The organism is Paenibacillus silvestris (assembly GCF_009882985.1).
In the GTDB taxonomy this organism is placed as follows: Bacteria; Bacillota; Bacilli; order Paenibacillales; family NBRC-103111; genus Paenibacillus_E; species Paenibacillus_E silvestris.
On sequence record NZ_WTUZ01000021.1, the window covers coordinates 313,257 to 325,930 of the forward strand.

The 12,674-nt window shown below is 44.2% G+C and carries 14 protein-coding genes; all 14 read left to right on the forward strand.

Annotated elements, in window-relative coordinates:
- The first annotated feature begins 15 nt into the window (after window positions 1-15).
- Window positions 16-714, forward strand: coding sequence for a phosphoribosylanthranilate isomerase (locus GQF01_RS20135; RefSeq protein ID WP_161408501.1), 699 nt, complete (start codon window positions 16-18; stop codon window positions 712-714).
- A complete protein-coding gene (gene trpB, locus GQF01_RS20140; RefSeq protein ID WP_161408502.1) occupies window positions 711-1,907 on the forward strand; it encodes a tryptophan synthase subunit beta in 1,197 nt (398 codons plus the stop codon). Before GQF01_RS20135 ends, trpB begins: the two co-directional genes overlap by 4 nt.
- A gap of 3 nt (window positions 1,908-1,910) precedes the next feature.
- Entirely contained in the window at window positions 1,911-2,720 is an 810-nt protein-coding gene (gene trpA / locus GQF01_RS20145) for a tryptophan synthase subunit alpha (RefSeq protein ID WP_161408503.1), read from the forward strand.
- Window positions 2,721-2,945: 225 nt separating this feature from the next.
- Window positions 2,946-4,046, forward strand: a complete 1,101-nt coding sequence (hisC, locus tag GQF01_RS20150; protein ID WP_161408504.1) for a histidinol-phosphate transaminase — start codon at window positions 2,946-2,948, stop codon at window positions 4,044-4,046.
- A gap of 23 nt (window positions 4,047-4,069) precedes the next feature.
- A complete protein-coding gene (locus tag GQF01_RS20155; RefSeq protein WP_161408505.1) occupies window positions 4,070-5,158 on the forward strand; it encodes a prephenate dehydrogenase in 1,089 nt (362 codons plus the stop codon).
- Window positions 5,159-5,329: 171 nt separating this feature from the next.
- On the forward strand, window positions 5,330-6,187 hold the full coding sequence (locus GQF01_RS20160) for a polysaccharide deacetylase family protein (RefSeq protein WP_161408506.1): 858 nt from the start codon (window positions 5,330-5,332) through the stop codon (window positions 6,185-6,187).
- Between the two features lie 438 nt (window positions 6,188-6,625).
- Window positions 6,626-7,207: an RNA polymerase sigma factor gene (locus GQF01_RS20165; protein WP_145655289.1), complete on the forward strand. Its 582-nt coding sequence runs from the start codon at window positions 6,626-6,628 to the stop codon at window positions 7,205-7,207.
- A gap of 7 nt (window positions 7,208-7,214) precedes the next feature.
- A complete protein-coding gene (locus GQF01_RS20170; protein ID WP_161408507.1) occupies window positions 7,215-7,844 on the forward strand; it encodes an anti-sigma factor family protein in 630 nt (209 codons plus the stop codon).
- Between the two features lie 50 nt (window positions 7,845-7,894).
- On the forward strand, window positions 7,895-8,476 hold the full coding sequence (locus GQF01_RS20175) for a histidine phosphatase family protein (RefSeq protein ID WP_161408508.1): 582 nt from the start codon (window positions 7,895-7,897) through the stop codon (window positions 8,474-8,476).
- A gap of 139 nt (window positions 8,477-8,615) precedes the next feature.
- Entirely contained in the window at window positions 8,616-9,770 is a 1,155-nt protein-coding gene (locus GQF01_RS20180) for a hypothetical protein (RefSeq protein ID WP_161408562.1), read from the forward strand.
- Window positions 9,771-9,944: 174 nt separating this feature from the next.
- Window positions 9,945-10,133: an IDEAL domain-containing protein gene (locus GQF01_RS20185; RefSeq protein WP_127451411.1), complete on the forward strand. Its 189-nt coding sequence runs from the start codon at window positions 9,945-9,947 to the stop codon at window positions 10,131-10,133.
- Between the two features lie 149 nt (window positions 10,134-10,282).
- Window positions 10,283-11,335 (forward strand): LCP family protein, encoded by a 1,053-nt coding sequence (locus tag GQF01_RS20190; RefSeq protein WP_161408509.1) that lies wholly within the window; start codon window positions 10,283-10,285, stop codon window positions 11,333-11,335.
- 72 nt (window positions 11,336-11,407) lie between these two features.
- Entirely contained in the window at window positions 11,408-11,839 is a 432-nt protein-coding gene (locus GQF01_RS20195; RefSeq protein ID WP_145655285.1) for a DUF2487 family protein, read from the forward strand.
- Window positions 11,840-12,120: 281 nt separating this feature from the next.
- Complete coding sequence (locus GQF01_RS20200; protein ID WP_161408510.1) at window positions 12,121-12,666, forward strand: QcrA and Rieske domain-containing protein; 546 nt, start codon at window positions 12,121-12,123, stop codon at window positions 12,664-12,666.
- Window positions 12,667-12,674 lie beyond the last annotated feature (8 nt).

Here is a 12,674-nt window from a genome sequence, read left to right on the forward strand (position 1 = left end):
AAAGAGGCGAATAGGATGCCTGCAGGCACGATTCCAACGGTTAAAATTTGTGGACTTCAAAGCGTTGAAGTGTTAAAATCAATCATACATTTGCCAATTGATCATATCGGTTTTGTCTTTGCTCCAAGCAAGCGTCAAGTCAAGCCAGACAAGGCTGGGGAGCTAATTTCATACTTGAAAAATGAAGCGGATCATGGTGTTTCCGTGCCGCTAACAGTAGGTGTATTCGTGAATCCGAGCAAGGAGCAGCTTACTGAAATCATGGCTGCTGCTCCACTTGATGTCGTTCAGTTGCACAGTCAGGAAACTCCTGAATTTTGCCAATGGGTGCGTGAACATTTCCAAGTTCAGGTGTTTAAATCTGTCTCCATTTCCAGATCGGAGAATAAGATCCCTACAAGCGCAGAAGTAGCTGCACAGCTGGATCCGTATGTCGGATCAGTTGATGCAGTATTACTAGATACCTTTGATCCCGTGTATGGGGGAGGATCTGGGAAAACCTTTGCTTGGGAGTGCATTCCCGTTTATCAGGAGTGGGCCCGTTTGGCAGGCGTCAAATTGTTAGTAGCTGGCGGACTGCAGCCTGACAATGTGGATCAACTAGTGGAAGCCTATCGTCCTGACGGCGTGGATGTGTCCAGCGGCGTAGAGACAGATGGTGTCAAAGATATTGCGAAAATTACCGCATTTGTGGAAAGGGTGACCGGAAAGTGACGCAAGTACCTGATAAACATGGCAGATTCGGCAAATTCGGCGGCCGTTACGTACCAGAAACATTAATGAATGCCTTGACTGAACTGGAAGAAGCATATAACCAATATAAAGATGATCCGGAATTTATTGCTGAAGTTCGCTATTTGCAAAAGCAATACTCCGGCAGACCGACTCCCCTATATTACGCAGAGCGTCTCTCTGAACAGCTAGGTGGAGCCAAAATTTACTTAAAGCGAGAAGACCTGAATCATACAGGTGCACATAAGATTAATAACACCATCGGACAAGCCGTTCTTGCGAAAAGAATGGGCAAAAAGAAAATCATTGCTGAGACTGGCGCAGGTCAGCACGGTGTTGCATCGGCAACGGTTGCTGCATTAATGGGCTTTGAATGCAAAGTCTTCATGGGCGAAGAAGATACAAAGAGACAGCAATTGAACGTTTTTCGGATGAAGTTGCTTGGTTCAGAAGTCATTCCGGTTACTTCAGGAACTCGTACACTGAAAGATGCGTGTAACGAAACGCTGCGCTACTGGGTAAGTAATGTGCAGGATACTTACTATATCCTCGGTTCGGTTACAGGACCACATCCTTATCCAATGATGGTACGTGATTTTCAGCGCGTTATTGGCGACGAGTCACGTGAGCAAATTCTAGAAACGGAAGGCAGGCTGCCGGATGCCGTTGTCGCTTGTGTAGGCGGAGGCAGTAACGCCATGGGGATTTTCTACCCGTTTGTACAGGATGAAACGGTTAAACTTATCGGCGTAGAGGCTGCTGGCCGCGGTGTTAACACCGAAGAGCATGCAGCGACGATGACCAAAGGTTCACCTGGCGTGTTCCAAGGCTCGCTAAGCTACCTGCTGCAGGATGAATACGGGCAAGTACTGCCAGCTCATTCGATCTCGGCAGGGTTGGATTACCCTGGTATCGGACCCGAGCACGCCTATCTCAAAGATATCGAGCGCGCGACCTATTTTCCAATTACAGATCAAGAAGCACTTGATGCTCTGCAATTACTTAGTCGCACGGAAGGGATCATTCCTGCCTTGGAGAGCGCTCATGCGATTGCACATACGGTCAAACTAGCTCCAACGATGTCCAAAGATCAAATTATTGTCGTCAACCTATCCGGTCGCGGTGATAAAGATGTGGAATCCATAATGAGCTATCTTGGAACAGGGAGGGAATAAGTCATGAACCTAATTGATAAGCGATTTACTGAGCTTAAAGAGCGGGGGGAAACAGCGATGATCCCTTTCCTGACTATTGGTGATCCATCGATTGAAGCTTCCTTAGAGCTTATTCTTGAAATGGAGCGGGCTGGAGCCGATTTGATCGAGCTTGGCGTCCCGTACTCAGACCCACTAGCTGATGGTCCTGTGATCCAACGCTCATCTGAACGTGCGCTGCTGAGTAAAATTACGATTTTTGACGTTATAAATGTTGCTCGCGAAGCGCGTAGCAGAGGTTCTAAGCTGCCATTCATTCTTTTCACTTACTACAACCCTGTCCTGCAGATCGGGCTAGAACGGATATTCAAGACCATGCAAGAAAATGAAATTAGTGGAATCATCATTCCAGATCTTCCACTAGAAGAAGATAGTGAAACTAGAGCAATTGCAGAAACCTATGGTGTCCATTTGATTCCATTAGTTGCGCCGACATCGAATGAACGCGTTAAGCGTATCGCAGCGGGAGCTCGTGGATTCGTTTATTGTGTGTCTTCACTCGGTGTAACGGGTGAACGGGCTGAATTTTTCGGCGGGATCGAAGAGTTTCTATCCACCGTTCGGGAAGCAGCAAATGTACCGATCGTCGTTGGATTCGGTATTTCTAACCGGGAACAGGTTCAGCGCTTTGAGAAGCTGTGCGACGGTGTTGTTGTGGGTAGCGCCATTGTCCGCTCGATTGAAAGCGCGCTGCATCATTTTAAAGAAGATGCTGCTCATCCAGAAGGGTTACAGCAAATTGGCGGCTTTGTTAGCCAGTTAAAAGGCAAATAGTGCAATCCCTCTAGACACTTGTCTAGGGGGATTTTTTAAATATTACCTATTTACTGTTAAGCGTTAAAGCAGTACACTATAATGTGTTGATCATCGAGACTTTTTGTCTCAAATGAGTGGCTAAAGCAATATTCCTGTTACATAAAAGGAACCACATTTTACAACGCTACTAGTTTTGTGGGACAATTACAAAATTCGGACAACTAATTGATGAGGTGGCTACCAATGAAACCGAAACAAACGATTGTACATTTGCCGGTCTATCAACCGGGTAAACCTATTGAAGAAGTAAAAAGAGAGCTAGGACTCACGGAAGTGATTAAACTCGCATCCAACGAAAATCCATTTGGCTCCTCGCCAAAAGTAAAAGCAGCTATTGAGGCGGAAATCGCTAACATCAGCTTGTATCCAGACGGCGGAGCTGTTCAATTAACGGAAGCGGTGGCTGAGTACCTTGGAGTCGCGACGAACCAATTAATTTTCGGTGCAGGTTCCGACGAGGTTATTCTAATGCTAGCACGTGCTTTCCTCGTACAAGGCGATGAAACAGTGATGGCTTCTCACACCTTCCCGCAATATAAGCACAATTGTGAGATTGAGGGAGCTGTGTCCATCGAGATCCCATTGAAAGATGGCACTCATGACCTGGACGGCATGCTGGCTGCTATTACGGACCGCACGAAGATTGTCTGGATCTGTAATCCGAACAATCCAACGGGGACAATGAATACGGATGCGGAAATTAAAGCATTTCTAGCCAAAGTTCCTGAGCATGTATTGGTCGTTCTGGATGAGGCGTACTGTGAGTACAATACCACGGGAGAATTCCCGGATAGTATCGAGCTGATTGGGCAGTATCGCAATGTCATTGCACTGCGTACTTTTTCCAAAATATACGGACTGGCTTCCTTGCGAATCGGTTATGGCGTTGGGCATCCAGATGTGATCCGATCCATTAATCAAGTCCGCGAGCCGTTCAACACAACTAGATTTGCTCAAGCTGCAGCTTTAGCGGCGATTAAGGATCAAGATTTCATCGCAAGCTGCCGCGAAGCGAATACAGCAGGCTTGAATTATTTAACGGAACAGTTTAACGAAATGGGATTACAGGCTTTCCCAGCACATGGTAACTTCGTTATGGTTAATGTAGGACGCCCAGCGGCTGAAGTATTTAACGGTTTGCTGCGTAGAGGTATTATTGTTCGTGGCGGACATATGCTTGGCTTCCCGACATCCCTTCGAGTTACAATCGGCTCACGCGAACAAAATGAGAAATTCATTGCAGCTTTACAGCAAGTGCTGGCTGAGGTTGCCGTTCAAGCCTAATACAAATTAAAGGTTGATCTCTTATGACAAAAATTGCGATATTTGGTGTAGGGCTTATCGGCGGTTCACTGGCCTTATGTTACAAAGGAAAACCGGGTTTTACCGTTGTTGGCCATTCTCCGAATCCGAAATCCGTTGATAAACTGCTCAAACGGAACGTGGTCGATTCTGCAACAACGAGTATGGCTGAGGCCGTTGACGGAGCTGACTATATCTTCCTATGCGTGCCGGTTGGTATGTTAGAGGAGTATGTTCAGCAGTTGATGAACCTTCCGCTCAAGAAAGGCTGTATCATTACGGATGTGGGCAGCACGAAGGCAACCATTACGGAAAGTGCAGAAACCATGGTGAAAGATGGCGTTTTCTTTATTGGTGGTCATCCAATGGCAGGCTCCGAACGTCACGGCGTTGAGGCAGCATCTTCGCATCTTTTTGAAAATGCCTTCTACGTGTTGACCCCAGCAGAGGGCACACCGCAGGCAGAGGTTGACCGCTTAACCGAGCTGCTCAAGACGACGAAAGCACAAATCGTGCAAGTCGGTGCACGGGAGCATGATGATATCGTTGGGGCGATCAGTCACCTGCCACACATTATTGCAGTTGCACTGGTTAACCAAGTCAGAGGGTATAACGAAACCAACCCCTTATATCAGAATCTGGCTGCTGGCGGCTTCAGAGATATCACACGCATAGCATCAAGCGAACCGATGATTTGGCGGGATATTTTAGTGAACAATCGGCAAGTGCTGCTCAAGCTGCTTACGGATTGGAATCTTGAAATTTCTCGTTTCATCGAACTCATTGAGAAAAGTGATGGCGAGGGAATCGTTGAACAATTCCGTATGGCTGGTGAGTTCAGAAGCCAACTGCCAGAGCGCAGAAAAGGCATGATTACTTCTTTGTTTGATATTTATGTCGATATTCCAGATCATCCAGGTATTATTGGTCAAATTACAACACTATTAGGTAATGCTAGAATTAATTTGAGCAATATCCAGATTATTGAGAGTCGTGAAGATGTGCCTGGTGTGCTGCGTTTATCTTTCCGTAATCAGGAAGACGCAGACCGCGCAGTAGAGCTGCTTAGCGGGCCATATGCTGTACATGTTTAAAATAAATTAGGCACGCAAATAAGCTGATTTCTCCTCTTTTGGGACTTCCCAAAAGAGGAGGAATCAGCTTATCTTTTATTCTATTGAAATTGATTCTCAAATGAAAAACTTCGTGCTATAATGACATCGTTCATATAAATATTACAAACTTCTAGGTGTGGGGCGAACGAGATGAAGCTATGGATGATGTTAAAAAGCACGTTAATTATTATTGTAATTTTTGTTAATTTTTTCCCCTCATTTGTAAGTGCGAACAATGTCATTTACTCGAAAGAAGTTGCCGTTCTCGTCTATCATCACGTGGATGATCAGGTGGAGGGCTCTGTGACGATTTCGACGAAATTATTTGAGCGGCAGTTAGGTGCCTTGCAGCGGCAAGGATACAATTTCATCTCGATGGATCAGTTCAAGAGTTTCATGAGGGATGGAGCGAAAATTCCTGATAATGCGGTTCTAATCACTTTTGACGACGGGTATGAAAGCTTCTATACGAATGCGTATCCGATTCTCAAAAAGATGCGTGTACCGGCTGTGAATTTTGTGATTACCAAAGATTTGGATAACCCGACAGCGACATTGCTGCCATCTTTGTCCAGAGATCAAATTAGGAAAATGAGAAAAGAATTTTCAAATATTGATTTTCAGCTTCACTCAGATCAGTTGCATGCAATGAAAGATGGCAAGCCTATGTTGAACAACAGAATCACGAATAACGGCGTAACCGAGACGCAGGAAGATCTCAGACAAAGGGTAATCTCGGATACGAAAACTTGTATGACTAAGCTTCGAGAAGTAAATGGTTCAAAATCAATCGATTCCTATGCTTACCCATTTGGCAGCTATGATGATTTTACGATTTCCTACCTCAATGAAGCCGGGGTTAAGTATGCATTCACAACCAAAGCGGGATTAACTTCCATGCAAACGGATCCTATGCAAATACCACGTATTAATGCAGGAAGTCCTTATATTCGGCCTCATTCCATTAATAATTTAATCAATCAATCCAAAAGGCATCAACTGCAATAGAACAATTCTTAATGAAAAAAAAGACAAGGTAAACGTTTTCAAAAAAGTGTTGACAGAATGAAACCGTATACATATAATAAAAGTACAGTATGGTTTCTCTCCACTCCTATCCGATAATCGCACCATAAGTGCAGCCGCCAATTTGGCGGTTTTTTTTTTTTGCTCATAGATACCATATTTTTCTGAAATTAATATATAATGGATAGGGTGGGTTGTTGCTTTCAACAGACAAGCTTGGAATGTGAATTTTTTTCAACAATTTGTCGAATGGAGCAGGAATATCGCATTTTATCGAGAAGTTTTTAATAGGTCATATTTTACATATGGATCCTTTCACATTTATTTTACAAATGAACGCAACTTTTCACTCTAACTGCAGTACAACATGTATGAGCAGTTGGAGTGGTACCCGGGAACCGTTAGGAGGGTCGCCACGTAATGACCGATTCCCAATTGATCAGAGAAATCAAGGATGGAAATGTTCAGCTTTATGACGAGCTTATGCGTCGTTACGAGCGTAAAATCCTTGCATTCATCTTTCATATGCTCAAGAGTACACAGATGGAAGCAATCGCAGAAGATTTGTGTAACGAAACGTTTTACAAAGCGTACCGCAGTCTGCACTCTTTTAGAGAGATTGAAGCATCCTTTTCTACCTGGTTGTATACAATTGCTCGGAATACCGTTTTGAGTGAGCTGCGCAAAAATAAAAGTGTTCAAGTTTCGTTGGAGCAAAGTGGATTGACGCCACATGCATCATTTGATGCCATGCCGGAGCAAGCTATGCTGCGTAACGAGAAAGTATCAATGGTTCGAGATGCGATTAATAGTTTACCAGAGAAACAACGATCTGCTTTGATATTAAGAGAGTATGATCAGATGGATTATCAGGAAATCGCCAATATTTTAGGTCAAACAGTAAGTTCGGTGAAGTCTCTATTATTCAGGGCTAGAGCATCTGTCAAGCTACAGTTGGACCCTTACTTCAGTGAACCGATATTCGAAGAATCGAAGGGATGAAACAGCGATGAAGTGTAGCGAGATCCAGGAATTATTTGGGGTGTATTGGGACTTGCCGAATGATGACCTGCGACGTACTGCGGTGGATGAGCATATTGCTACATGTGCCGAATGTGCAGAAGAATTTCTAATTTGGGAGGAAAGTACGATCCTCATACGTACTGCTGCTATCGAGAGCGAGCTTCCCGATTATGAATCGATGGTCTCAGGCAAGGTCATGAGTCGAATTTATGAGGATGAATCATGGCGTATTCCGGTTTCCGAGCGCATGTATACGATCTCTTACAAGCTTCGCCGCAACCTTACGGCAGTTATTGCTTTTTGCTTAGCGTTATTCGTATTCAGCTTTTTATTTGCAATTGTCTATGAAGGTACTCCAAAATCTTCGATAGCCGCTGCTGATAATACATTATTCGATCTCCAAGCGCCGCAAGCGATGAAGGCAACAGGCACTGAATCGATGAATGGTCATAAGATGGTGGATGCCGTAGCAAGTCTAAACCCAAGCTTTATGGAGCCATTAAGATTCCATGTAGGGCCGATTCATTCGTATCCGCATTATTTACTCGTTGTATCGATTCTGGGTTTGATTGCAACTATTATCATTATGAACTGGTTATCACGAACCAAAGCCTAGTGCTCCGGAAGGGGCATTTTTCATTTTATTGACTGATGGAGGAATATGTAATGACAACGATTGGCTTTATCCGGCACGGAAGCACGGAATGGAATCGCTTAGGCAAGCTGCAAGGGCAGTTGGATACGGATTTAACCGATGAAGGAAGAGAACAAGCCAGGTTGCTTGGAATGCGATTAGCCAATGAGTCCTGGGACGGGATTATCTCCAGTGATCTGAAGCGAGCAAAGGAAACAGCTCAAATCATGTCTAAGTTGTCGGGAATCCCGATTATTGGTACGGATAATAGGCTTCGCGAGCGCAGATATGGTCAGGTCGAAGGAACTACTGTAGCGGAAAGAGAAGAACGCTGGGGGCCCGAGTGGAAGCTTCAGGACTTAGGCCAGGAGTCGGATGATGAGCTATGGAAGCGTTGGTCCGAGCTAGAGAGTGAGCTGCTTGAGGCCTATCCGAATCAGAAGATACTACTGGTGTCTCACGGCGGATTCATCGTGCAGATACTCCGAGTATTGCGTATGGACAGCGAGCAATTCCTGCAAAATACGTCTCTAACCATCCTGCTGCGTCAAGAAAAAGGGTGGGAGCTTCAGTTGTACAATTGTTTATCTCACTTGGAAATCGTGCACGAATAAATGCGTGACAAGAAGCATGACTCTGTTCTGGAGTCATGCTTTTTTTGCGTGGCTTGGAATATTTTCGGGAAAAAATCCCATAATGGTTACTAGAAACCACGGAGCTGGAAGCTTCGCCAAATGGGGGATGTAGATGGAAATGAACCTAGCGGACATGCTCAGCTACGCCGATATTCACGAGCTAGGCCGAATCGCTAACACTTATGAGTGTGAGTGCAATGGCCATTCAAAGAACGAGTTAATTCAATCGATTTTGAGTACAGCCTTGCGCAGAGAAATTTTCGAAAAGCATATTCAAAGCTTGAACTTGGAGGACATCCGATTTCTGAATTCTCTCCTCTTCGATCCTCGCAATGCATTCAGTATTGAAGAACTGATCGCTAGAGTTCAACAATCAAGGTTTCAAAAAGATGAATCGGTTGAATGGAATCCCCGCGACATGGTTATTAAATTTAAGAAGCTCGGATGGCTGTTTAACGGGTATTCCCAGCAAACCAAATTTTTGTTTCACGTTCCTAATGATTTGAAGCGAAAATTTAGCGATGTGCTTACGGGACTATTCAAGCAAAGTTTGAATCTGACCCCTGAGCCAAGCGTTTACCGGGACGAGCAATTACTCATCATTGAGGATATCTTTCATTTCTTGACGTTCATTTCTCATGTGCAGGAATTACCTTTAACTACTGAAGGATCTATCTACAAGAGGCAGCTTCAGCAAATTCTAGATCGGTTGTCTGTGCAGGAGGAAATGGTGTCGAAAGGATCTTGGCGCTTCGGCTATGGCCGTATGTTTAAAGACTATCCGAACCGGTTTTCGTTCATCTATGACTATTGTTATTACCGGCAGCTAATTAGTGAACAAGGCCAAGTGCTGACTTTGACGGAGGAAGGAAAAGCACGCTTGCTAGAAGGTAAGAAAGAGAACCTAGCAGAGGTGTATAAGTTCTGGCTTAGGCTTTATAAGAACCCTATCCCTAATGTGCAAAGCCTCACAGGCTGGGTTGACCGCCTAAGCGGACAGTGGGTTACATTAGCCTCACTAAGTGACGTGTTATGTAAATTGGTTAAACCGTTTTATTACGACAGTTCAGAATCCATCGTAGAACAACGCATTTTACAAATGATGATGCATCTTGGGCTTATACGCATAGGAGAAGATCACGAGAATGGTATGGTTGTGCAGGTCACTAAGATGGGTTCTAAAGTGATACAGGGTACTTTTGTTGCAGAAGAAGACAAGGTTGTCCTCTTCCTGGATCAAGAGAGCGCTCGTTTCAAAGGGGACAGCAAGTAGTAGGTAAAGGCACATTCCTGATCAAGCGGGCTTTTGAACGAAGCGCGATTGTATGGAGTGAATATGATAAAAGTAGGAGCACACAGGGGTTGGCAGACACCTAGGAACGGACTTTCATGTTTTTGCGAATAAGAAGCTCCTGACAAACCGCGTACACATTTGGAGGTAGGTCTCATGGGAAAAATGAATGTATCTAACAACGCGCTGCTGGCACTTTTCGCGGAAATGGTTTGGGATGATGCCATTCGCAAATATAAAGAACAAAATCTCTACAAAGAGATTGATCTTGCATTAGCAAAAGGGGATCAACCAACATTCCTTGCTCTGACATCTGAGCTTAAAATGCTGCAATCTTCCGGATAATGATCGTGGTGGCAGCCACAGTAGGGACGTAAGACATGTGAAACCATTTCACATGTCTTTTTTTGCTGGAAAGATGACAAAAAAGAACTATTTTGTAACTCCATACGTCGATTAGTTAGACCATATTGCGACGCAAAAGGAGAATACCTATGAGAAAGCTTATGAAAACCATGCGGAAACGGAAAGTGCTGTCATCCTTTCTTCTATTAACCTTACTCGTTGTCGGTGCTGCATCCGGCTACGCCGCTTTTCTGATGAATAAATGGAATCATGCCTTGGATCAAATAGCTGCTCCGATCGTGCCTTCAACAAATGACATTCAAACAAGCAATTACCCCGTTTCACAGACGTCACATACATCCAATACATCCAATACGACTGAGAATGAAGAGAAACCGCTTACCTTGCTGCTTACGGCCATTGATGAGCGCTCAGGAAGCCAGGGATCGCTGAATACGGATGTTATGATGCTTTTTCGTGTGGATCCAGTGACTCATCAAGGGACTGTAGTTTCAATCCCCAGAGACCTTGAGGTATCTGCAGAAAAGTCGGGCCTAGAAACCTCTCACAAAGCTAACTATTTCTATGCTTATAATTACAATAAGAACAAAGAAACGGCCCTTGAGGAAACGAAACAGCTGTTTAGCAACGTTTATCAAGTTCCGATTGATCATATGGCTGTCATTAATTTTGATGGTTTCCGAAAGCTGATTGATCAATTAGGCGGAATGACAGTGGATGTCGATATGGATATGAAATACCAGGATGAGAGCGACGGAACAGACATTAATCTTAGAAAAGGAACACAGCGCTTAAATGGCAAACAAGTGCTTGATTATATTCGATATCGGAAATCGAATTTGGGAACGGCGGAATCATCTGATATGGAGCGGAACCAACGGGAGCAATTTGTCCTTAATGAATTATTAGATAAATTAACTTCAATTAATGGTGTAACGGCGTGGGGAAAGGTGCTTGATATTATGGGAAGCTCGATTAAGACAGATATTCCTGCAGATGAACTTCGCACTTTAACCAAATCGTACCGTGACTATAAGCCTGCGAATGTGCAGTATATACATCTGGATGGGACATGGGAGAGTCCTTACCTGGTCGTGAAGCAGCAGGATTTAGAAGAAGCGTTGGAAGCGTTGCGGGGAGAAACGGAAAGTTCAATTGACAGCATTTTGCAGACAGATTAAAGTGTACAAGAAGCGATGGCTATTGCTACATAGCAAACGCATTTTTGGTAAAGGATAGAGGGGGAAGCACGGTTGAAGTTTAATGAAATTTCTGCGCAAGAATGGCACGATTTAAAACCATACTTGGACACATGTTTGCTGCCAGTAACGGGGTTGACTGGATTTGAAGACCCCGCACAAGTGACTTTGGCACTGGAGCAGCTCCGAGATGCACTGGAAACCATCGAAATTCCATACAAAGGTAGGGTAGTGACGTACCCAGCGCTTCATTATATGACGGCGGTGAGCATGAGGGACCAGCTAGAAGCCCTCTCTCTTCATTTAAAAAGGATGGGATTCCGTTATGTCATCGTACTGACCATACATACGGAAGGTGCAAGCTGGAAAGCGGATCAAACCGATTTGTTGATCGCTGTCGATATGGAGCAGTGGGAAAGCAAATCCGAACAGATCAAATCAAGTATTTCTAAGCAAGTCCAGCACTTATGGCAGCATAGTGATTAACTTTAGCTGTTAAGTGTATTATTGGAAAAAAAATTGTGCAGGATAAGGGGAGTAATGGCGTACATTGGCTGCCAAAAAGTTGTGACAATTTCGTTAAAATTTGTCCGAACGCCAAGTTTTCAATGGCTCAAAAGGAGTTCTGGATTCTTGACGACCTAGTAGTCGTAGGATATTATTAGTAATGTCCTAGTTATGTAGTGTAATGTCGAACGACACGTGATAGAGGTAACTGACGTCCGAGAGGGTTGGACATCGGCCAATGTAGGAGGGTAGACCTGAGAATGAGTGATCATAACAATCACAATGAAGAACAGCATGGGAAGAAACCCGGGACAAAACGCGAAATGTCTCGTCGACAATTTCTATCCTACACCCTAGGTGGCGCTGGAGGATTCATGGGGGCCGGCATCATTATTCCAATGATTCGGTTTGCGGTAGATCCTGTACTTCAGAAGAAGTCAGAATCAGATTGGATTAAAGTTGTCGAAGAAAGTAAAATTACAAATGTACCACAATCATTTACGTTCCAAGTGCATCAAGTAGATGGTTGGTACGAAAGTGACGCTGAATTGGTTGCGTGGATTTCCAAAGACAGCAGTGGCAAACTCTTTGCACTAAATCCTACTTGTAAGCACCTTGGATGTACGGTTAACTGGAACGATAACCCGGCTTACAAAGATCAGTATTTCTGTCCTTGTCATGGTGCTCACTATACGCAAGATGGTAAAAACCTTGCTGTCGCACCAAAACCATTGGATGAATACACAACCAAAGTTGAGAATGGGTTCGTTTATGTGGGACAACTGCATGCTAACACAAGAGTATAAGGAGGCGT

Coding starts and splice junctions, on each gene's coding strand:
- GQF01_RS20165 (WP_145655289.1), top strand. CDS start 6,626: ATGACCGATTCCCAATTGATCAGAGAAATCAAGGATGGAAATGTTCAG.
- GQF01_RS20155 (WP_161408505.1), top strand. CDS start 4,070: ATGACAAAAATTGCGATATTTGGTGTAGGGCTTATCGGCGGTTCACTG.
- GQF01_RS20135 (WP_161408501.1), top strand. CDS start 16: ATGCCTGCAGGCACGATTCCAACGGTTAAAATTTGTGGACTTCAAAGC.
- trpA (WP_161408503.1), top strand. CDS start 1,911: ATGAACCTAATTGATAAGCGATTTACTGAGCTTAAAGAGCGGGGGGAA.
- GQF01_RS20185 (WP_127451411.1), top strand. CDS start 9,945: ATGGGAAAAATGAATGTATCTAACAACGCGCTGCTGGCACTTTTCGCG.
- hisC (WP_161408504.1), top strand. CDS start 2,946: ATGAAACCGAAACAAACGATTGTACATTTGCCGGTCTATCAACCGGGT.
- GQF01_RS20160 (WP_161408506.1), top strand. CDS start 5,330: ATGAAGCTATGGATGATGTTAAAAAGCACGTTAATTATTATTGTAATT.
- GQF01_RS20200 (WP_161408510.1), top strand. CDS start 12,121: ATGAGTGATCATAACAATCACAATGAAGAACAGCATGGGAAGAAACCC.
- GQF01_RS20190 (WP_161408509.1), top strand. CDS start 10,283: ATGAGAAAGCTTATGAAAACCATGCGGAAACGGAAAGTGCTGTCATCC.
- GQF01_RS20170 (WP_161408507.1), top strand. CDS start 7,215: ATGAAGTGTAGCGAGATCCAGGAATTATTTGGGGTGTATTGGGACTTG.
- GQF01_RS20180 (WP_161408562.1), top strand. CDS start 8,616: ATGAACCTAGCGGACATGCTCAGCTACGCCGATATTCACGAGCTAGGC.
- GQF01_RS20175 (WP_161408508.1), top strand. CDS start 7,895: ATGACAACGATTGGCTTTATCCGGCACGGAAGCACGGAATGGAATCGC.